The 21,579-nt window shown below is 42.0% G+C and carries 14 protein-coding genes and 2 pseudogenes; all 16 read left to right on the plus strand.

All coding sequences use genetic code 11. The features are described from left to right. Positions 1–15 precede the first annotated feature (15 nt). Positions 16–189 (plus strand): annotated as a pseudogene (locus NST84_RS06845) (RNA polymerase subunit sigma-70); the annotation flags it as partial. Positions 190–991: 802 nt separating this feature from the next. Continuing rightward, on the plus strand, positions 992–2,341 hold the full coding sequence (locus tag NST84_RS06850; RefSeq protein WP_342564863.1) for a radical SAM protein: 1,350 nt from the start codon (positions 992–994) through the stop codon (positions 2,339–2,341). A gap of 4 nt (positions 2,342–2,345) precedes the next feature. After that, positions 2,346–3,560: an MFS transporter gene (locus tag NST84_RS06855; RefSeq protein ID WP_342564864.1), complete on the plus strand. Its 1,215-nt coding sequence runs from the start codon at positions 2,346–2,348 to the stop codon at positions 3,558–3,560. After that, positions 3,538–4,905 (plus strand): DUF2087 domain-containing protein, encoded by a 1,368-nt coding sequence (locus tag NST84_RS06860; RefSeq protein WP_342564865.1) that lies wholly within the window; start codon positions 3,538–3,540, stop codon positions 4,903–4,905. Before NST84_RS06855 ends, NST84_RS06860 begins: the two co-directional genes overlap by 23 nt. Further along, the gene (locus tag NST84_RS06865) at positions 4,889–5,935 is read left to right on the plus strand and encodes a ThiF family adenylyltransferase (RefSeq protein ID WP_342564866.1); all 1,047 of its coding nucleotides are present in this window, start codon (positions 4,889–4,891) and stop codon (positions 5,933–5,935) included. Before NST84_RS06860 ends, NST84_RS06865 begins: the two co-directional genes overlap by 17 nt. Positions 5,936–5,951: 16 nt before the next feature. Next, complete coding sequence (locus NST84_RS06870; RefSeq protein WP_342564867.1) at positions 5,952–6,848, plus strand: M28 family peptidase; 897 nt, start codon at positions 5,952–5,954, stop codon at positions 6,846–6,848. Between the two features lie 661 nt (positions 6,849–7,509). Further along, complete coding sequence (sigK, locus tag NST84_RS06875; RefSeq protein ID WP_039870896.1) at positions 7,510–8,211, plus strand: RNA polymerase sporulation sigma factor SigK; 702 nt, start codon at positions 7,510–7,512, stop codon at positions 8,209–8,211. 392 nt (positions 8,212–8,603) lie between these two features. After that, positions 8,604–12,410 carry a DNRLRE domain-containing protein gene (locus tag NST84_RS06880; RefSeq protein WP_342564868.1) on the plus strand — a complete coding sequence of 1,269 codons (3,807 nt, stop codon included), beginning with the start codon at positions 8,604–8,606 and terminating at the stop codon, positions 12,408–12,410. Positions 12,411–12,523: 113 nt separating this feature from the next. Then, a complete protein-coding gene (locus tag NST84_RS06885) occupies positions 12,524–16,993 on the plus strand; it encodes an RHS repeat-associated core domain-containing protein (protein ID WP_342564869.1) in 4,470 nt (1,489 codons plus the stop codon). 133 nt (positions 16,994–17,126) lie between these two features. Then, positions 17,127–17,585, plus strand: coding sequence for a hypothetical protein (locus NST84_RS06890; protein ID WP_342564870.1), 459 nt, complete (start codon positions 17,127–17,129; stop codon positions 17,583–17,585). Beyond that, positions 17,586–17,765 (plus strand): hypothetical protein, encoded by a 180-nt coding sequence (locus NST84_RS06895; RefSeq protein WP_342564871.1) that lies wholly within the window; start codon positions 17,586–17,588, stop codon positions 17,763–17,765. A 94-nt stretch (positions 17,766–17,859) separates the two neighbouring features. Continuing rightward, on the plus strand, positions 17,860–18,420 hold the full coding sequence (gene sigK / locus NST84_RS06900; protein ID WP_342564872.1) for an RNA polymerase sporulation sigma factor SigK: 561 nt from the start codon (positions 17,860–17,862) through the stop codon (positions 18,418–18,420). A gap of 252 nt (positions 18,421–18,672) precedes the next feature. Then, entirely contained in the window at positions 18,673–18,984 is a 312-nt protein-coding gene (locus NST84_RS06905) for a hypothetical protein (protein ID WP_342564873.1), read from the plus strand. Positions 18,985–19,016: 32 nt separating this feature from the next. After that, a complete protein-coding gene (locus tag NST84_RS06910) occupies positions 19,017–19,433 on the plus strand; it encodes a hypothetical protein (RefSeq protein WP_342564874.1) in 417 nt (138 codons plus the stop codon). Between the two features lie 124 nt (positions 19,434–19,557). Further along, a pseudogene (locus NST84_RS06915) lies at positions 19,558–20,529 on the plus strand (transposase); the annotation flags it as partial. 561 nt (positions 20,530–21,090) lie between these two features. Next, positions 21,091–21,579, plus strand: coding sequence for a hypothetical protein (locus NST84_RS06920; protein WP_342564875.1), 489 nt, complete (start codon positions 21,091–21,093; stop codon positions 21,577–21,579).

Raw genomic sequence — 21,579 nt, forward strand, 5'->3', positions numbered from 1 at the left:
CGTAGCTCTCATCATTTGATTAAAGAGTTAACGCTGCTAGTGTCATATGTAAGAAATAACGCTTTTCCACAACCACTCTCCGAGCAGGATGAAAGCAAATTACTAGGTATGATGGCAGAGGGTGATGCCAAGGCTAGAAATCTGTTAATTGAACATAACCTGCGCTTAGTCGTACACATAGTAAAAAGGTTGTGGGCACGATACGATGTAAATTGGTTTAGAAGATTTAATTCTGGGACTGTTTAACTTTATGTGGTCCATTTAAAATCTGGGTTTTATACAGCTTAAAAAAGTTCGCATCACTCTTATGTCAAAAAGGGGCTATGCAATTTTTTCGTTCAGGCAGTTAACAGGTTGATTAAATGTGTTAGGTGAAGGACTTAATTCATTATGCCACTAATGGCAGGAGATTCAGATATATTATAATACCTTCCTTGATAGCTTGCGTAAGCAGGACATTGAGGATTTTTTTTTGCTAAAGAGCAAATAGATTTGTCAAATAAATCAACAAATAAATATCGCAACAGCGGATTTAATATTATCTGTATTTTTTCACAATTTATACACTTATTTAGCATTGATTTCTAAATTGATTATAAGTTATATTATGAAAGTAATCCAAATATTTGAATTAAATTAAATAAAAAAGGATGGTGAGGAAAATGAAGGAAGAAGTTAAACTGCAAAAAGAAGAGCCGATGTTTCTGGCAGAACTGGAACCTGTAAGAAGATGTTCGATGGATGAAGAAGCAACCTTTGGGCCTGTTGCAAACTAGATTTTATTAATTACTACATAAAATTTAAAAGGATGGTGAAAAAAATGAAGGAAGATATTAAATTGCAAAAAGAAGAACCAATGTTTCTGGCTGAAATGGAGCCAGTAAGAAGATGTTCCATGGATGAGGAAGCAACGTTTGGACCTGTAGCAAACTAAAGAAAGAATAGGGCCGAATATTCGGCCCTATTTTTATATAGTCATGAGGAGGAAAGCATGCATCCATACTTGAAGAATAATGTCGTGCTCGTTGAAGGGCCTAAAGCCTTCGGTGTTTATGATCTGAACGAAGGACGTTTTCATCGTATTAATAAAGTTGCTGGTTCTATCCTTGAAGGGCTTCAAGGAACAAAGGCTTTGAATACATATTCTGATAATGAAATAAACTTTTTGCTGACAGCTAAGGAAAAAAAACTAATTGAATTTCAAGATGAGGAACGCTACCGGGAACAAACAAAGCTGCAGGACGTCACCCGTTCATTCCGGCCAATACGATTTGCATGGATTGAAGTGACGTCAATGTGTAATCAAAAATGCCTGCATTGTTTTTTAGGAAATGATTTAAATCGTTATACACATCAAGCTAAAGAAAAGATATTCGAGCATATCGATACACTTGTTGAAGCGGGAGTGTCCCAAATTGTAATTAGTGGTGGGGAACCTTTACTTCATCCAAATATAGAAGAAATATTATTGTATGCCGCAAGATCACCTATTTCAGTTACTTTGCTTACCAATGGCACAAGCCCAAAAGCGCTTTCCATTGCTACGCTGTTAGCGGGTTTAAGCATAAATGTTAAAATCCCTTTACTAGGATGGAAAGAAAGTCATGATCAAATGACTGCTTTACGAGGCAGTTTTAGAAAGGCTATTAAAACGATTCATCATTATATACGTTCGGGAGTAGCGATCGAGCTAGGAACGACGGTTACCTCGCTTAACATAAATGATATCGCGAAAATTCGGAAATATGCGAATCGGGTACGATTGGCTTTAGAGGTGAGTCCTATTTTTGCTACTGGATGTGCTAAAGATAATAAGGAAATATTGTTAGCCCATTCTCAAAAAACATTTACTCAGGTATGCCGAGAAGACAAAAAGAAAGCCGTTGTTAACCTGAGAGAATTCCCTGCGCCTAAACGATTCATTCAGCCTAAGCAACCAACGGATTATCAATCAGTGGACTTAAGGAATTTCCTTACTGATTGTCATGAGTGTGGTCAGAAAATCACAGCAATAACGTCGAGTGGAGAAGTTACGCCTTGTCTGCTTCTCAGAGGCCCAGCATTTTCAATGGGCAATGTGAATGAGCATCCTTTAGCTGATCTACTCACCCCTAAGTTTCCCTCCCGTAAAGAATTTGACGATAAATTGAAGCTTTCTAATGTTATTGACTGCGATAAATGCGAAGCACGTTTTGTATGTAAAGCAGGAGGATGTCCGGCTACTTCACAAGCCTTAAAAGGAACAATACACGTTAAAAATCCGTTATACAGTAAGTGTTTTTATCTGGATGAGGATAAAGATTTAAAACAAGAGAAAATACTAGAGATTGTTAAGGGTTGATACTATGAATAAAAATATATGGCTACTTCTTCTGGCAAAATGGACATCTAATTTCGGGACGCATTTTCATATGCTTGCTTTTCCGTTATTGGTATATGAAAAAACACAGTCAGTCACTCTGCTATCTTTGACGTTTATAGCTGAAACTTTACCTTGGCTTTTAATAGGCCCGGTTATTCCCCATCTGATAAAAAACAGATTTTCTCCTAAAGCGATTCTGCTATATTGTGACTTTTTTAGGTTCATCATTGTTCTAGGAACAATATATTTCATTGATCATACTTGGATTGTACTTAGTTTGATTTTCATATTAGGTACGCTGAATTCTATTCATGGTTCGTTTAGAACGAGTATTGTGAAATCCAATACAGATGACATTACATTAAAAACGACTCTAGGCATCTCACTAGGAATAGATGATGTAATCAGCATGATTGCCCCGGTTTTAGGAGCTCTTATGATCTCAAATGGAGTATCATCCTTTAATCTGCTTTTGCTGGACGCTTTAACCTATTTAATGAGTGCGATCTTACTTATTGGTGTCAAAAGTGAGAGATATACCGGTGAAGAGGCAACTCAAGAGAAGCAGTATTTTGTACGTGAGGTGACCAGAGGGTTTCATATTATCTGGAATCATCCTCAGCTAAGATGGCTAGCCACTATTGAAGGAATACGCTCATTGGTCGAAGGAATCTCCATCCCGTTGTTAATGCTCTATGTAGTGGATGTCTTATCCAGTTCCGATGCTACATTTGCCTGGTCTAGGGCTTTATCTGCAGCCTGTGCAATCCTTGCGTCACTGTTTTACATTAAGTGGAGTTTAAAAATATCAACAGAGAAGTTTACCAAGGTGGGTACAATTATTTTAATTGCCTCAATGGCTATTTTTTCGGTAATTCATCACACCGTTTTGTTTTTTATAGCCTCTGCATTATTGGGCTTAGGAATGGCCATTCGTCAGCTTGTATCTGAAAATCTTCTTATTCAAGTTACACCGGCTAGAGATCTCCCAGAAGTTGCCTCTGCTTTCAATGCAGCAATTTCAAGCTTTTATGTTATAGGTTACGCTATATCCATTTTACCGGAGCAGGGAATTCCTGTTACTTATTTCTTTGCGCTCAGTGCAGTTCTCCTAATTGCAGGGCATGTTCTTACCGTTGGAAAACGTTCTATAAACGATTCAGAGGAGAGAAGCAATGGAACCCAAGTTAACCTTTGATTTAGATAGGTTGTTATTAAACGGCAATCAAATAAAGAAGATTACCCGTAATATATTTAAGGAGCAAAAAGTAAAAATATTTTATGCTATTAAAGCCAATTCAGATGAGCCGGTTCTTTCTTCTGTATTTAAACAAGGTATAGGAGCAGAGGTTCTTTCACTGAGAGAACTAGAATTAGTTCCAAACCATGTTGAAGTAATTGTAAACGGTCATTCAAAAGGCACGGCACTTATTGAAGCTGCATTAAAAAGAGAGTCCTGTACTTTTATGGTTGAAAGTGTAGAGGAACTTAGGCGAATTGAAGAGTATATAAAGCTTGCTGGAATATCTATAAAACCTAATATTGGAGTTCGAGTATCCGTTTCAGACAAAGCTAGAATCGGGTTACCATTAACGGATTTGCATTTATTAGATGAATGGATCAAACCAGAGTCTACCCTTCGGATTAACACTCTTCATTTGCATGCTGGATGGAATGTAAAAGAAGACGAAAAGGTTCATGAGATGCTGAATCGGATGAACATTATGCATGAATATATCCAGAAGAAGGGTGGCAGGATTACATGCTGGAATTTTGGAGGATCATTTGCTGAGGCTTCAAGTTACCCGCAACAGTTGCAGAAAAGACTCCAGCTCTATCACCGACTTCTTCCCGAGAATGTATCAGAAGTGTATTTTGAGCCAGGCAGATATTTAGTAGGAGATTGCGGTAAATTAGAAGCGCAAGTGATTGAAGTGAGAAGTAATCAGACCATTATTAATTCAGCTACATATGGATATATGCTTTCAGGTGCTACGGCTAAGTTGAAATATGTACTAAAAGGAGAAAAAAATGAAAAAAGTTTGTTGTTAAATGATGCTGAGTCTGAAAACCAAACAGTATTATCTGGAATTTGGCCAAGTGAAAATGATTGCTTAAATGTTAGTTATTCCGGGCGTTCTTTGGAAATTGGAGACACCATTTATTTTGAGAATATGGGGGCTTATCTTGCCAGCTCTATGCGCTCTCTAAGTGATGAAGAATTGCTCACATACCAATACCAAAGTAAGCTCATAAATCTCTGGCAGAATGCAGACGATATGCAGCAATCTTTATTGCTTCGCTTCTGGTGCTTCAACATCAGGCAATTTAAAACACTTCCCAAAAAATTAATTGAGTTAGAAAAAATATTACAGTTAATTTCTTTGGAATTTCAACCAGGGACTTTGTACACGGAGAATGAGGTGAATGAAGTTTTACTCCAATACAATCTTGATTTTTGTACGTTAAGACGTGATCTGGTTGAGCAAAAATTCCTTCATAGACAGGAAGGAGCGAAAGTAGTCTATGAAAGAATCGTGTAACTCCATTATCTTGGCTCCGTATGTAGCTGTAGGATACAGTCAAGGAATCTTAAACTTGGGATTTGGTTCTCTAAACGTAAAAGTGACCGAAAAAAATCTTCAACTGATTGTTTTGGAGTTATGCGCATTTTTTAAAAACGCCCATGAAGAAGAGGAAGCGTATAAACTTCCTTTTGAAAAAGAACTCATTCATGAAGGTCTGTCTATACTTAAAAGCAAAAGCTATTTGGTGAGGGACTCCGTATGGAAAGAAGTTCCTGTGTTTTTTCAACGGATGTCGTTGGCCCTTCTTTCTGAGGGTATAGATCCGGTACAAGCTTTTAAGAATATTTCAACAAAAGAGATTATGATTATGGGATGCGGAGCGATTGGGACTTCAATGGCAATGCTTTTGGCTACTATAGGGATAAAGCGGTTAATTCTAATCGATGAAGACCTCTATGATGAGAGTAACACAGGAAGAAGTACTCATATCACGCCTAGTATGATTGGAAAGAATAAAGCACAGGCCCTAAGAGATATAGTAATAGAAAAAAATCCTTTAATAAATGTAGAGGCTCACTCTAAAAAGCTTGAACAGGATGTGGAATATATTCTTCCTTCTTGTGGTTTTGTTATTTTAAGTGCCGATTCTAGTTATCTACTTAAAACAGTAAACGCGATTTGTGTCAGGCAAAAGATTCCGTTTATGCAGGTAGGGTATGCCCACGATCAAGCGGTTTGGGGTCCCCTTGTTGTACCAGGAGAAACAGGCTGCATTGCTTGCAGAAGTCATACATTGCAGCCATCATCCTTAAACGAACGTGAAAAGGAGCTTTTAGCCTTTATTAACACAGGTTATATTGCCCCGGCACCGTCATATCTGGCACAATTTTCGGTTAGCTTAGCAATAGAGGATCTTGTGCGCTTTTTTACGAATCGAAGAGCAAGGGCCTTAAATCATCAAATTGCAGTATCTATGCATGATTTACAGGTTCAAAATTTAGCATATCATTCATCGGAACATTGTTTCTGTCAAACGCGTTATTAGAATAAGGATGTCTATGGTGGGGACCAAATTGATGCCAATTACTAATGATAATATTAATCGAGAAGAAACATCCCGTTTAACCTTACAGTATTTAAATGAACTGTCGAATGAAATTGGTCCAAGGGCAGCAGGATCAGAAAATGAACAAAAGGCAGCTGACTATATTATTACTAAATTTAAGGAGTTTGGATACAATCCGCATATCCAGCCGTTTACTTCTGAAGTGCAAGACAATAAAATAATAAGCTCCAGTAATATTGAGATTATTAAAAAGGGCATTTCTTCAACTGAAATAATGATTGGCGCACATTATGATTCCGTCGAAGTGGGTGAAGGTGCGGATGATAATGCATCTTCAATTGCTGTTATGCTTTATATAGCTGAAAAACTAAATAACTGGAAAACTTATTATACGATTAGACTTGTAGCTTTTGGAGCTGAAGAAGCTGGATTAAAAGGTTCAAGATTCTATGTATCCCAAATGCGAGATAGCGAAATTCAGAAGACAATGTTAATGATAAATATGGATAGTCTTATTGCTGGAGATCATATGTACGTTTATGGTTATGGTTGGAGAACAACAGAGATAGGGGGACAGCTAGCTAAGATTTTTAATGATTATAGGACTAGCATCTATACAGAAATAAATGAGTCTGTTGCTGGAGATTGGAGTGATTACGCTCCATTTAAAAGAGCGGGGATACCTTGTCTTCATTTAGAGGCTACAAATTGGCAGTTGGGCGATAAAGATGGCTATACGCAAGTTGATGAATCATTAGGGGTTATAGGGAAAATATGGCACACAAAGTATGACACGATTGATTACATCAGTCGAACTTTTCCAGGCAGGATAGAGAACCATCTTCTGGTCTTTTCTAGGCTGTTACATGATATCATGACCAAAATAAAGTAACAGGAATAATTCAATACACTGAAGCCAGAACTTCAAATGAACAGAAAAAGATAGATGAAGCAACAAAAGACAGCCGATTATAAGAATCGGCTGTCTTTTGTTTAATTAACGGGTAGTTTAGTTACAATGATTAGATCATAGAGTGTAATTTAATATTGAGAGGTTGTAGACACGATACGAAGTAAAACTCAACTCACAGCATTTAAATTCCTGCAACAGGTGATTGTGTTCGATAATTCTGTCCGGTACATTCTCAGACGCTGAAATTCTTCTTTAATGACTTCTTTACGACAAGGTAAAGTATTTTTGATACTGTACTCCTAAGCAAGTCTTACTTCGAGTATGTCAATATCCAGTAGAGCAGAATAAATTGTCGTACCATCTAATGCTGCTCAAGCAACAACGTCTGATATATGTTCATACCAACAGGACCTGGTTTAGTTATTAAGGTACAGTGTGATGTATGTGGACGAGAACTGGATCTTTCCGAATGGTGATCCACATAGGTTAGCTTAGAAATCAGTTGTTTAAGTTATTTATGATTCTGTTTTGGAGGTACAGGCACTTCTGGGCACTAACCCACATACAATAAAAGGACCATGAACCCGTAGTTCTCATCATAGACCGGTTTCATTGTACATGTGCGGGAGGTGTCGCCAAGTTGCCAGGGATCATAAGTACAATCGCGCTGCTGATTAAAGAGTTAACGCTGCTGGTGTCGTATGTAAGAAACAACGCTTTTCCACAACCACTCTCCGAGCAAGACGAAAGTAAATACTTAGGCATGATGGCAGAGGGTGATGCTAAAGCCCGGAATCTATTAATAGAGCATAATCTGCGCTTGGTAGCCCACATAGTTAAAAAATTCGATAATACTGGGGAAGACATGGAGGACCTGATCTCCATTGGCACCATCGGATTAATCAAAGCCATTGAGAGCTATCGGCCGAACAAGGGTACTAAGCTCGCCACTTTTGCGGCCCGATGTATTGAAAACGAAATCCTAATGCACCTTCGGTCATTGAAAAAGACGCGTAAGGATGTCTCCCTCCACGATCCAATTGGGACAGACAAAGAGGGGAACGAGATCACGTTGATTGATATACTTGGCTCCGAGACAGATGATGTGATTAAGGAAGTTGACTTAAAAATCGAGAAGAGCAAAATCTACCGCAACCTCGATATTCTCGATGAACGGGAGAAGGAAGTCGTCGTCGGCCGTTTCGGCCTGGACACCGGCGGGGAGGAGCGGACGCAGCGGGAGATTGCGAAGGATCTGGGGATCTCGCGGAGTTATGTGTCGCGGATAGAGAAAAGAGCGCTGATGAAGCTTTATCATGAGTTTTATAAGGCAAAGCGATGAGAACACAAAGATAAGCTTGAAGTAATGTTTTCAAAAATAATTTAAGGTTATATAGGCAAATTATCTGCGGATAATTTGCTTTTTTTTTTTAATTCCTAATTCCGATTTTCCTTTTAAGAATAAGCTTCCGAATTCCTTATCTCCAACTTCGCAGATACGAAAATAAGTGTTGTTTTTCACAAGGTTAAATGTTATGCAATGCCAATAAACACTTCTTTTGTCGAAAGTGTTTTAAAATTGTATCTTTATGTTTATTAATACCCGTATTTGAGGAAAGGAGGAATATTTTAGAATTAATTGCAGTTTCAGCACCCACAATAAAATATTACATATTGGGAGGTATGTGTAACATGCAGCAAAAGAAGCCCCTTTCTTTTTTGCTAGCATTAATTTTGCTCATTCAGCTTTTTTCCGGCACTGTATTTGCTTCTGACAATCGTTCGCTGGATTTGCCGCCTGTTGAAACCATCCAGGTTCCAGAGAGCCCGGTTCCTTCTACAGACCCTTCATTACTGGAGCCAGTGTCTACTTTAGATAAGGCACAGCCCGATGACCCCGTCTCAGTTACCGAGATTGTGTATCAAAGAACACCGGTTCCCGGTAAACCTTCACCCTCGCTCGAACTGAAAGATAAACGTACCTCTAACACCAAGACCTATCAGCTTTCCGAAGACACCTATGAAACCCTCATCAGCACTGAAGCTCTCCATTATCAGGATCGCAGCGGAGATTGGCAGGATATTTCCTTATTGCTCACTGACGAAGAAGATATTGTTGAGCAATTAAACGAGCCGCTATCCAAAGATGCTCTGCCTGAGCTACAGCTGCCTTTAACTACAGACTCTGCTGCCAGATCAAGTGTAAACCGAAATGCAGCAAGTCTCCCCCAAGATGCTTACCGTGCTTTACAAGTACCCTTTGATATTAAAATCAACAAACAGTTCACAAAAGGATACACGATTGGCAAAGGGGACGACCGCCTGTCCTTTGTACCCGTAGGCGCTAACGCTTCAAAAGCGGAACCGTTAGTAAGTGAGGATGGAAGCTCCGTTATCCGGTACGTATCTGCCTGGGAATCCACTTATGTAGATCTCCAGCTGATCCCTGACGGCGTCAAAGAAACCATTGTTCTTACTTCATCATCCGCACCTGCTACGTTCAGTTATGAGGTGACTTCGGGAATCGATGAAAATTTGATTCAGGGAGACCTGCGAATTGAACCAGCTTGGCTTATAGACGATGCAGGCGTTTTTCGTGACGTTCCGCAAACAGTACGGACAGAAGGCGGTAGAACCTATCTCGATTTAAAACCGGATCTTAGCCATTTAACATATCCTGTGCGGATCGATCCGACAGTGGTTCTGCGTTCTACCAACAACCAGACCAAGGACACAACCATTAATGCCTATGAACCGAACCGGAATTATGATGATGCCGCCCGGCTATACACAGGTAAAGATGTCAATGGTAACCACTTCCGCTCTCTGGTTCAGTTTGATCTGAGCCAAATTCCTGAGGGAGAATACCGCGTCATTGATGCCTATCTTACGCTCTATCAAACAGCTGAAAATGAATATAACAACAATACAAAAGTAAATCTTCAACGGATAACGAATGTGTGGGAAGAAAACACCGTCACATGGAATACACAGCCTGGTTATGCAGCTAATGCAGAAGGTGAGCCTTACGCTACTTCTGCCGTTGTTGGAGAAGGTGCACAGGCCTTTTACATCAAGGAGCTGGCAGAAGAATGGCTGAACGGGCTTCATCCAAACTATGGTGTAGAGCTGCATGCAGATGCAGTTGGAGCACCGAATGTAAAAAAATACGTTTCAGCCGATACAAGCGCACAAGCGCTGCATCCGGCACTGACCTTGCAGTACACACTGCCGGATCAGACCTGGAGTGGAACGACATCCAGTGCAGATTCCTTGACATCCTTTAATCAGAAAAAAATAGACTATACCTCCGACGGATATAAATGGATGCTGGTCCGTGACGGCAGTGACTTCCGTCTGGACGGGATGAAGCCGGAGGAGAATACCTGGTTCCATACCAGTGCTATAGAACTGAATGCAGCCAATGGCTCCATGATGATTGACCAAGATAATGCTCTGCATTTAGCTTATAAATCGCTGGATGGGCCGGTCAACTATGTGCGGGGAACCTACAACGCAGTTACCCACCGCTGGGAATTTGGCACTCCAGTGGCGGTTAATACGGACTCTTCAGTAAACTATCCGGATCTCGTGGCGCATCGTGCTGTCTCAGGCGGGGGATGGAACGTTCATATTGTCAGCTCCAAACACAATGCAGCTACCAATAATGCACTTTACAACCGTATAGATATCACTTCAGCCGGAACAGTCGGAACACCAAGTACGGCAACCGTGCTGGATAGCGGAACACTTGGAGTGCCTACATGGCCGTCCATTGATTTCCAGCATACTTCAGCTTCTGTAAGCAACGGTAAAGCCGTCAAGGACGGAACCCCACATTTATATGTTGCCTGGAATGCAGGAGGAGCAGGAGACGGACTTGGCATCCGCTACAAACAGGCGTCTTACAGCGGAGGGGGCTGGAGCTGGAATGCTGAACAGCCGGTGGATGAAAACCAATATACACTAACCGACCGTGACTGGTTCCTGAGCGTGTATGACGGCAGCCGGTCAGTAGTCTTCGGTTCGCTCCGTAATATTGCAGATCAGCAGAATCTGCTTGTGTATACTATGCAGGCTCCAACCAGAGTTTTGAATTTATTTAAAGGCTCCGTGCCTGAGGGCAAGCAGGCGCTTTACGGATCTGGCAGTTATGATGCGCAGGGAAACCTGTACTTTACAGGACGTTCAGGAAGTACCGGAGACTTTGTCTACTTTAAATGGAACCGCGCTGCCGGTACATTATCCCTGCCGGAGCTGGCTGTACCCCGCAATGGAACAGCTTATGCAACGATGAAGCGCGGAGACAGCTACAGTAAGATTGAGCTTGCTACGACGAATCAATCTGGTGAAGATGCAAGTCTCTTTGACATCGAGCACAAGATCAGCCTGGATACTATTGAACGCAAGTTCACCCAGTATTCTTATGATTCCGCATCAAGACTGAAATATATTTACCTTCAGAGCGGGGATGGCATTGATTTTACCTATGATGCAGCAGGGAATTTAACCAGACGTCAGCTGGACGAGCAGCCTGACACAAACGGGACGAATTTGCTGATCAACGGCAGCTATGAAGTAACGGAGCAGACACCGGGAGTACCTCCAGAACAAACAGACCCGAACTACGGCTGGAAGACGTATACAGAGCCGGGCAGCAGCGCGGATTTCCAGCATGTTGACCAGCCCGTCAGCCGGGGCAATAAAGCCTACAAGCTGCAGGTGAGTGAACTGCCGGTCTATAAGAGCAGCTTTGTATATCAAACGATTGGTGTGACTGATAATCAGCCGTTCCGCTTAAGCGGAAAAATATATAAAGAAGCTTTAAATCAAGCCTCTGCAGTACTGGCGGTGGAATTTCTGACAGAAGATCTCGCTGTACTGGGCAGCTATGAACAAGAATCCGCGGATGCCTCTTCATCCTACGAAACCCTGTTGAAGCAGGGCCGGATTCCAAAAGGCACTTTATACGCCAAAGTGTACGTTAAAGTAAAAGCTCTGGGAGATCAGGCTTCGGGCACGATTTACGCAGATCAGATCAAATTGGAATATGTAGACGGCAATCTGCTAAATAATCCGGGGCTGGAACGGACCAAGGACGATACTATCGTTCAATGGACCACTTCGATCGGCAGAGTGGTCAGTGCTACCGTTACAGCCGATTCAGATGCCTATGAAGGCAGTAAGGCGTTGAAAATAGCTGCAACAGATATCCCGACAGCTGCCTATGCTTACATCCACCAAACGAAAGGTATTGGTGCAGGTGAGACCTATTCATTAAGTGCAGCCTTCAAGGCAACGGAATTAACGAATGCAAGAGGAGTAATGGTTGTACAAATGCTGGATCAAAACGGCGGCCAGCTTGAGTGGAAGGAAGTAACAAGTAATACAGTAGGCAGTTACCAGACATTGTCGGTTAATGGAACAGCACCAGCTGGAGCCGTCTATATCAATGTTTATATAGGCATCAAGGGCGCCGGAGGCGGGGGCCAAGGAACGGTATATTGGGACAAAGCACGTTTGGAAATCAACCAACCATAAGCCATTATTCCGATAAAGCGAGGGGAAGCTGTTTGAAACCATTATCTCATTTTCGTTCAAAATGCCGTTCCGGTCTTATCATAATGCTTACTGTGTCGTTTTTGGTGCCGCCTATGCCGGCGGTACCAAATAAAGCTTATGCGGATACGGCTAACAATTCAGTAAGTTTAAGCAACCTGGATACAACCAAAGCTCTGTACGATATCTATGCAAATACCCCTCAAAGAGACATTCCCGGCGGGGAGAATATCTCCAGCCTGACCGGAGTTCTAAACGTAACAGAGACAGATCTTGTCTTTCCGGGCCGTAATGGCCTGGATGTGTCTCTGACGCGGATTTACAGCTCCCGGGACAGTAACTTGACGAATCCAAAGGCTACGACTACGAACACTTCCAGCCCTTATTACTATACCAACGATTCCACAAGCGACAAGTACACACATAATGAAAAGCGTTATAACCTGGGAGCAGGCTGGTCGTTTGCTTTTCCTTCCGTAGAACTGCGGGGAGGAGAGACCTTCCTGCACCTTGCGAACGGGAATGTATACCGGATTACCGGAACCGGAACGACACGCACTATCGAAGGCTATACGCTTCAGGACATGACCTTCTCCACGGCTACCGATACCATCGGTGGAGCAACAGCTGCGTTTAAATTGAGCAATACACTGAATACTGCTAATTACTTTGACTCAACCGGTAAATGGATCGGAACCCGCGATGCTTTCGGCAACGAAGTAACAGTGGCTTATGTATCCAAGCCGATTTTTGGCGGAACCAGTGCTTCGGTCATCAGTGCAATTACCAGTACAGGTAACCGTGTTATAAGCTTTGATTATCCTGATGCTGACACGGTTGCGGTCACATATCCTATTGATGGCACAAAAACCGGAAAACTGGTTTACAACAAATCTGCAATCTCAGGTCAGACCAATGAAATGCAGCTGTCTTCTGTAGACTCTTTTATTAATATAGACACTGCCAATAGTTCGAATAACAAGAAGCTGACCACCGCGTACAGCTATGCATCCAAAAGTGCAGCATTTGATTACGAAACTGCAGATACTAGTAAACCAAACGGCACAATCACTTATCAGCTACTGACCAAGATCACTTACCCTACAGGAGCCTCCAGCAATTATGGATATGAGGCTGCTGCCCAGAAAAAGTTTCTTGGTACAAAGGGTTATCTGGAATATTACCGGATTGGTGAACGTTATGACAGCTTGAAAGGACCAACCGGTACAGTACAGAAGACACAGTATACCAAATACTCATTTGAAGCAGGAAAAAATTTCTCTGGATATGGTACAGCGGGTGAGAGTAACCCGGATAGTTTATCTTCAGGCTTTACAATTAAAAACAGCATGAGGACTTTTACCGATCCGGATACTGCTGTGCCGACCCAGGACCGCCTGCTGGAAAGCTTCACTTACAATAACAAGCATCTGCTCGTAACTTCCTCGGCAGAAAAACAAGGGGAATATAAAGAAAATAAGGTCTACACCTACGATCCCCAGCGTGAATTGCCGAGCAATATCAGACAGAACCTATACAGCATTGACGGAACGGATCAATCCTCATTTACAGAAGAACAATACACCTATGATAACTATGGTAACGTACTAACCTATATTAATCCTAAAAATTACAAGACTACGTATAGCTATCACAGTACATTCAAAAGCATTCCGATAACTACAGAAACAACCTATGGGATCGCTACAGGCAGTCCGGTAGCAGAAAAATATGTACAGACGGTCTCTGCCACCAAACCAGAGGTTACAAAATCCGAACAGAAGTATAAAAATACTTTGGCGGACACTGTCGAGCAGACCGATACGACGGAATATACCTATGATACTTACGGCAATGTTTTGACAGTAAAGCTCCTGCTGGAAAATAACCGCTCACAATTGACAACGTACACCTATGACAGCAACAGCTTGTTTCCGGTAAGTGTCAAACAAAATGTAACGAAAAACGGGACAACACGCTCTGTTGAGGAAAAATACGAATATACCTCGGGAACCGGCTGGCAAAAGGGTTATCTGGATCCCAATGCAGTCAAGGCAGGTACAAGTGCAGCTGCAAGCCGCAAATATGAGACAGAGTATGACCTGATTGGCCGGGTAACCAAAATCAGGTCCTCCATGAATGCTGGTGAATCGGTTAAACCGGAGCGAACATTCAGCTACACCTATGATACCGCCAATCAATCCTATACTGTCCAGGGGGTAGATGAAGAAGGAAATAAGACTAGCAGTCTTTATGACGGCCTTGGCCGTATCCGTGAAGTGAAGGCACCTGCCGCGAATGTTGTTATGGACAGTACAACATTGGCGCACACGCCGGCAACGAAGCAGTCTTATACGTATAACGGACTGGGCGAAGTAATTGGGGTTAAGGATGGACTGAATCATACTACTTCTTTTGAGTACGATAACGTGGGAAGAATAAAGCAAACAACGACTCCGCTCGGGCAAATCTATGGCTCATCCTATAATGACATGCTCCGCAGTATAACAACGACAAGACCGATTACAGCAACTACACAAGCGGTGACAGAGCAAACTACAGATGAGCTGGGCCGAATGACGAATGTAAAGCAGCTAAATAGCAACCCTACAAGCAGCGATGTATTACAGCGATCCATTGCATATGAAGTAGGAAGCGATCCTTTTCAGATTCAAAATACGGATAGTAACGGTAATCAGACTACGTATCAAGGCAACGGCCTGGGTCTGTTAACTAATCTGGAACAGACTATTAATGGCCTTAGCCAGACATCCACGTATGGATACAACAAGCTTCGGCAGATCACCAGCAAACAGGTTGAAGGGCAAATTTTAACCACCTATGACTATGATGAGCGTGGACAGCGGATTTCCAAAACGGATTCCAACGAGGGAACGGAAACCTATGGATATGATGACAACGGCAACCTTGTTGAAGGCACGGACAGACTCGGCAATCCCGCTCAGCACAGCTATGATGAACGGAATCAATTGACCGGCTGGAACTATGGCGCTGCAGGCAATGCCGTAACGGCAAGCTTTACTTATTATAAGAACGGATTGCGTAAGTCTATGACGGACGAGACGGGAACTACGCAATATCTTTATAACCGGGACTCTACTTTACGCAAGGTTACTTTTCCTGACGGGAAAACGATACAGTACGAATATGACAACGCAGGCAACCGCACCAAAATGACCGATCCGTTTGGAGCTATTACTCTATACACCTACGATGACGATAACCGCCTGACCAAAGTGTCATTGAAGGAGAATAGTTCTTCAGCAGAAGTTACGCAAGCTTCCTATACCTACTCAGGCAGCGTGCTGGATAAGGTGACTTTAGGCAATGGAATCGTCACGCAGTATTTATATGAGGATGGCTTCGGTCGGCTCACGGGACTGAAACATCTGAAAGGCACAGAGGTACTGAATGAATATAGCTATACGTATGATGATAACGGGAATATTACTCAGCGGACCTCCAACGGTAACACAGAAACATTTACGTACGACGAATTAGACCGTATCATTTCCAGTTCAGAGGGTAATGAACAATATGGATATGATGTAAAAGGCAACCGGACGGTACAGCTGTCAACCGCTTCGAGCCCGCACACAGATACAATGGAATATAGCTATGACGGCGCTAACCAGCTAAAGCAAGTGACACGTAACGGATTTACGACGAGCTATAAGTACGATGGCGACGGTCTGATGCGCGAAAAAAATGATGGTAGCACGACCCGTTATTATTATGACGGAGAGAATATCATCGCCGAAGGAAGTGTATCGGGAAATACCGTCAACTTCAAAGCCCGTTATGTCCGCGGATTGCAGTTAATCAGCATGAAGAACCAGTGGGGGACAGTGGGATACTATCTCCAAAACGGACATGGCGATGTCGTTAACCTGTACAGACAGGATCAGACCCTTCTGAACACCTACGATTATGATATTTGGGGTGATCCAACTGTAAAAGAAGAAGCGGATCAGTACACGAACCCGTTCCGCTACTCCGGGGAATACTGGGATGAAGGGCAGCAGCTGCAATATCTTCGTGCACGCTGGTATGATCCGGGTGTCGGAAGATTTATCACAGAAGACACTTGGGAAGGCAGACTGAACCATCCGGATAGCCAGAATCCGTATATTTATGTGGTGAATAATCCGCTTAGGTATGTGGATCCGAGCGGGCATTATTATTGGAGCGGAGCAGGAGCTATTGCTGGGGGATTTATCAATGCTGGATATCAATCGGTTAAAGCGCTTTTAACAGGTGATGACGTTCTAGCAGCTGCAGCAGGAGGAGCAGTTGAAGGTGCTATAACCGGGGGATTTGCAACTTCAGGGGTGCCAGCATTAATGCTTGCTTCTGGTGCTGTTGGGAGTGCGTTTGGAAACGCAGTTGAGCAACTTGTTGCAAATGATGAACCATTTAATCTCAAAGAGGTATTATTTGAAGGATTTAAAGGCGCAGGAACTAATTTTAATACCCCGACTAATAAAGCTCTCTCATATGGTATTGATACGATAGAGGTCATTCTAAGTAGATTAGAGGGTTGAAACAAGTAATACCAGGGCCGGGTAAAAGTTTTAACAAACTTCTATTCAGGCCCTGATGGTTTCGGAGGGGATTAATATACTCTATATACTTGAACTACTTTCACCTATAGTAACAATAGGGGCAGTTATCTTTTTGACTAGATTTTTGGTAAATAGAGCTAAACCACAATTTCCTGTTCGTTTAGAAGAATATGCTTTCCCTATAATATTTAAAACTCAAAAATGGCTGTATTTTTGTTGCATAGTTATTTTTTTGATTGGAATGTTAGTGGTGTTTAAGGGAGTGAACGATGATAACATACCTGGAATATGGATTGGATTAGCAATTACTTTTGCAAGTATCATAGCGATGATTTATCTATTCCGTAGAGCGTATTTACTCACAAAAAAGACAATAACAATTCAGACTATGTTTAAAAAAAGGCAGATAAATATTCACCAAGTGAATAAGATAGAGGTAACTAATCAGTATATCTATCTCTTTTACGATGATAAAAAAAGAGTGGAACTAGATCCCTTTATCGCAAATATGTCTTTGTTTTTAAATCTAATACGGCAATTAGCATTACAAAATGATGAAAGGAGGCTTTAAATGTCCATAAAAACGCAAGCACTTATTGTTGGGTTCTTTTCTGGTGGAGGATTAACTGCTACTGTATGGCTACTTTTTGATGAATGGTCAAATTCAAAGAAGGTTCTGTATACCTTTTTTGCAATCTTAGTGGGCGTTGCAGGATATTGGATGGCTATGAATTCTAAAAGAAAAGGTTGAGATTTTTATCATAACCCTTGTGGCTCTATTATTTGTGTTGGATTGTATAAAGCGAAAGGGATTCTGCAGTATCTAATGGTTATCGAAATGATATTTGTATTTATGGTTTTTAGGTTTAGTTCTTAATACATCGCATCGTGTCCACAACCTCAAAAAATTCGACAATACAGGCGAAGACATGGAGGACCTGATCTCCATCGGCACCATCGGATTAATCAAAGCCATTGAGAGCTATCGGCCGAACAAGGGTACTAAGCTCGCCACTTTTGCGGCCCGATGTATTGAAAACGAAATCCTAATGCACCTTCGGTCATTGAAAAAGACGCGTAAGGATGTCTCCCTCCACGATCCAATTGGGACAGACAAAGAGGGGAACGAGATCACGTTGATTGATATACTTGGCTCCGAGACGGATGATGTAATTAAAGAAGTGGATCTGAAGATTGAGAAGAGCAAGATTTATCGGAATCTGGATATTCTGGATGAACGGGAGAAGGAAGTAGTAGTGGGGCGGTTTGGGTTGGACAAAGGCGGGGAAGAAAGGACGCAGCGGGAGATTGCGAAAGACCTCGGCATTAGCCGGAGTTATGTTTCGAGAATTGAAAAAAGGGCGCTTATGAAGCTTTATCATGAGTTTTATAAGGCGAAGCGGTGAGCGTGTAATCTACAATGTATTGCTGATATCAATAGCGTTTATTGTAAGCAACTTGTCTGCGGATGAGTTGCTTTTTGATTTAGTTCTCGGAATGTATGACACGTCTATTGTGGGGAATTTTTGGGAGTAAAGGCCTGCGGGCAATTAATGTATATCATTTCCAGTTCAGAGGGTAATGAACAGTATGGCTATGATGTAAAAGGCAATCGGACGGTACAGCTGTCAACCGCTTCGAGCCCGCACACAGATTCAATGGAATATAGACATGACGGTGCTAACCAGCTCAAACAAGTTACCCGCAATGGCTTCACAACGAGCTATAAGTATGATGGCGACGGTCTGATGCGCGAAAAAAATGATGACGGCACAACCCGTTATTACTATGACGGAAATGACATTTGGGGTAATCCAACTGTAAAAGAAGAAGCGGATCAGTACACGAACCCGTTCCGCTACTCCGGGGAATATTGGGATGAAGGGCAGAGCTGCAATATCTTCGTGCACGCTGGTATGATCCGAGTGTCGGAAGATTTATCACAGAAGACACTTGGGAAGGCAGACTGAACCATCTGTATAGTCAGAATCCTTATATTTATGTGGAAAACAATCCGCTTAGGTATGTGGATCCTTCAGAACAACTAGCAGAGTGGGTAGCTGTTTTATTGGCAACCATAATTGGAAGCGGGTTAGTTGCGTTCACAGTGGAGTTATTTAAAGGTGGCTCTTCAAAAGAGGCTGCTATAGAAGGTTTAGGAGCAGCAGGAGGGGCAGCTTTAACAGGAACTTTATTAGCTTTAGCAGGACCTACAACTGGATTTATAAATATAGGATTAGCAAATGCAGCAGGTTCGGCTTTTGCTGATATGATTGTATCCTCAATTAATAATGATCAACTTCTTACACCTGAATTTGCTGCGAGTATAATAAGTTCAGTTGCCGGACAAATAAGAAACGATGAATTGTCTTTATTTTTAGATTTGTTGATAAGTAGTTTGAGGACTTATTTAGAATGAGCATTTTGCATTAATCTAAGCCCTTGCTATACAAAGGGATTTTGGATATAAAAAAGGACTTCACCCCAACTTGGAGAAGTTTTTTGGTGACGAAACCAAAACACTCAAGAGGAGGAAGCCCCTTTTGTATATTCTCCAAGAAAGTCTATTTTCCTTTGAGGAGCTTCAAAAAATCGAATCGAAAGAACGACTGCCTATCTTTTTTAGTGCACTGGACTTACGACCGTATGCGAGGCAATTGAGAAACCCTTCACCCCGAGGAGCGGATGGGCACTGCCGTCAAGGCATTCTTCGCGCATTACTCGCGGCTCCCTTAGAGAACATCGATACGTTCACCGGCCTAGCGCGTAGACTGGAGTTTGACCTTCGTTTCCGTTACCAATGTGGACTTCGGCTGGACATCTTCGCCCCTTCGATCTCTACGTTAAGCCGGGTTTTTGCCGACTTGACTCGCAAAAACCTCGCCCAGCAGTTGTTTGAGGATCTTGTCGCTCAGTGCCAAGAAGCTGGAATCCTAGGCGGCACTCATGTCGCCATCGACAGCGCAGCCATTCACGCTTACGAGAAAAAAGAACCTAAGCGAAAAAGCGAACTCACCGGCAATGCCAATTGGGGAGTAAAACTCGATGCGTTTGGCAACAAAGTTAAGTGGTTTGGCTATAAGCTGCATCTGGCCGTCGATACGAAGAGTGAACTTCCGATTGCCCTAAACGTTACACCTGCTCATGTGAATGATGGCGATGAGGGACCTACACTCATGAAGCGAACCGTCGAACGATTCAAGCCTCGTTTTTTCATGCTGGATGCAGGATATGACCAAATGAAAAACTACGAAACGGCTCGCAGCGTCAAGGCCCAAGCGATTATTCCAATGAATCCGCGGAATGAAAAGGAACCCCCTGCAGGTATGACAAGCAAAGGGACACCTTGCTGTTCGATGGGGTTTCCGATGACGTATTGGGGACAGGAAAAGGAACGTTTGAAGTTTCGTTGTCCACACGCTACGGGGAAAGTGGATTGTCCTTTAGGCATGACGGCTTGCTCCACTTCCAATTATGGGATGGTGGTCAAGGTCGACACTCAGCAAGACCTTCAGAATAAGTAAATTGCCGGCAATCTTGATATTCTCGATGAACGTGAGAAGGAAGTCGTGGTAGGGCGGTGGTTTGGTTTATCGATATCTTTGACTTTGAGCTGGCTGATTAAGATGTTTATGTAAAACTAACACTCCTTGTGCATGATTTCAGGAGAAAGCAAAAAATTCTAAACCGATTTAGCTCGGTTGAATCGGTTTAGTTTACTTAGTTGTTGAGAAGAGGGCACTTATGAAGGCGTCTCTTATAAGGCGAGGCGTTTGGGAAATGGATGGGTACCTGTCATTGGACGGGTGCCTTTTTAGCGTTATATGGTTTCTGAATTTATTTGGAAAGGAAAGTCTAGAACCTGCTAACGAAGTTTGAATAAGATTTAACATGTGGATACTAAGTGAACATTATTGAATTCATAAATAATTTATCCGAAAATCTTTCGTTACGGTATTACCTATTGTGGAATTTTTGTTACAATATGGATAATTAAACTGGAGAGGTTGATGTTGATAATGATGGATTGTTTAAGAAAAGTGTTAAAACTCATATCGTTCTCGAGTTTATTACTTATGGTTATAGGAATGAGTACGGCTTGCGACCTATCTTCGGAAAATAAGTCTTCTTTTTACGAATCGACTAACAGTACCTCTTTAGGTGATGAAGATATCCAATCCATTGCTTTAAATTCAACCGAGACAGATGTATTTAATGTTTTTGGTGAGCCAGATTTTAAGGATGAAGTGGAGTCACCGAAATCTATGCATTACATTTATGGAAAGGAACAGTCCCGTTTCGACGTCGATTTCCTATTAATGAATGATAAGGTAACGAGATATCATATAGGCAGCACTAAATATAAAACAATCCGGAACATTACGTTAAACAGCCCTAAGGAAGATATTATTTCCGCATATGGTAAAAACTTTTATACACGATCCGATACAGGAGCGGAGGTTATTGGTTACTTTGATAAGGTGAATGACACTAATCTTGAATTTGGATTTTCTAAAAACAAAGTCATTACGATTATTTACTCTTATTATACATATTCTAAATGA

It is taken from the genome of Paenibacillus sp. FSL R7-0345 (genome assembly GCF_038595055.1).
Lineage (GTDB): Bacteria > Bacillota > Bacilli > Paenibacillales > Paenibacillaceae > Paenibacillus_AQ.

Coding starts and splice junctions, on each gene's coding strand:
- NST84_RS06850 (WP_342564863.1), top strand. CDS start 992: ATGCATCCATACTTGAAGAATAATGTCGTGCTCGTTGAAGGGCCTAAA.
- NST84_RS06920 (WP_342564875.1), top strand. CDS start 21,091: ATGGTTATAGGAATGAGTACGGCTTGCGACCTATCTTCGGAAAATAAG.
- NST84_RS06885 (WP_342564869.1), top strand. CDS start 12,524: ATGCCGGCGGTACCAAATAAAGCTTATGCGGATACGGCTAACAATTCA.
- NST84_RS06855 (WP_342564864.1), top strand. CDS start 2,346: ATGAATAAAAATATATGGCTACTTCTTCTGGCAAAATGGACATCTAAT.
- NST84_RS06860 (WP_342564865.1), top strand. CDS start 3,538: ATGGAACCCAAGTTAACCTTTGATTTAGATAGGTTGTTATTAAACGGC.
- NST84_RS06895 (WP_342564871.1), top strand. CDS start 17,586: ATGTCCATAAAAACGCAAGCACTTATTGTTGGGTTCTTTTCTGGTGGA.
- NST84_RS06905 (WP_342564873.1), top strand. CDS start 18,673: ATGGAATATAGACATGACGGTGCTAACCAGCTCAAACAAGTTACCCGC.
- NST84_RS06865 (WP_342564866.1), top strand. CDS start 4,889: ATGAAAGAATCGTGTAACTCCATTATCTTGGCTCCGTATGTAGCTGTA.